The following is a 1,074-nucleotide window of genomic DNA, read 5'->3' as shown; positions in this document are numbered from 1 at the left end:
TAGGTTCGGCTCGTGCCCGAGATCGAGGACGACGCGCCGCCGGTGTTCACCGGTGGGCTCCTCGACCTGCTCGTCGCCGGGGCGCCGGAGGTGCAGCGGCTGCCGGTGGCGCTGTTGTCGCGGGAGCAGAAGGCCGCCGAACTGGCCCGGGTGCAGGCGGTCAAGGCGATGACCGCCGCCTACGAGGCCGAGCTCGTCCTGGGCCTGGCCGACGACACCCCCGACGACCTCGATCCTGCGCCCGGCACGCCCGGCGCGAAGCGGGGGTCGTGGGCGCCGGATCCGGAGCTGCCCGGCGTCAGTGAGTTCTTTCCCGCCGAGCTGGCGGTGGTCCTCAACTGCGGGCGCCGATCGGCCTCGCTGCTGGCGCAGCGGGCGTGGGTGTACCGGGAGTCGCTGCCGGCGACCTGGGCGGCGCTGGCGGAGGGGGTGCTGGACGAGGCGCGGGCGAAGGTGCTCGTGGACGTGCTGCAGCACACCGACCCGGCGGTGGCCCGGCGGGTGGAGTCCCAGCTGATCGGCCAGGCCGCGAGCTGGACGACGCACACCCTGCGCAAGCGCGCCGTGGCCGCGCTGCTGGCGGTGGACGCCGATGCCGTTGATGAGCGGCGCAGGGAGGCGGAGCGGCAGGCCGATGTGCGCGTCTATCCCTCCCCGCGCGAGGGCATGTCCACGCTCACGGCGGACCTGCCGGCGCCGGTGGCGGCGGCCTGCTTCGACCTGGTCGACCAGCTCGCGGTCCTGCTGAAGCAGGACGGCGACGACCGGCCCATCGGCCGGTTGCGCGCCGCGGTGCTCGCCGACCTCCTCCAGCGGCCCTGGGACGACAGCCGGCCACCGGTGACGGCGCACCTGCAGCTCATCGCCACCCTGAGCGCGCTGGCCGGCCGCAGTGGCGAGGCCGGGGAGGTCAACGGCCTGCCGATCACCATCGGCCAGCTCCGCGACCTCCTCGCCCAGCTCGACGCCCTCGGCCTCCGTACGCCGGAGGGCGGGTCGGTCGCGTTGGCGCTGGCCGACGACGACGGCGCCCTGCGCGCCACCACCACGCTCGAGCAGCTGCGCCGCCTCGCC

The 1,074-nt window shown here is 75.5% G+C and carries 1 protein-coding gene; it reads left to right on the top strand.

The genetic code is table 11. From position 1 onward, the window contains the following. Positions 1 to 12: 12 nt before the first annotated feature. The coding region (locus LY71_RS23025; RefSeq protein WP_245888255.1) for a DUF222 domain-containing protein at positions 13 to 1,074 on the top strand (1,062 nt) is incomplete at its 3' end.

It is taken from the genome of Geodermatophilus tzadiensis, from assembly GCF_003002915.1.
GTDB lineage: Bacteria > Actinomycetota > Actinomycetes > Mycobacteriales > Geodermatophilaceae > Geodermatophilus > Geodermatophilus tzadiensis.
This window is presented reverse-complemented; position numbering and strand designations above follow the sequence as displayed.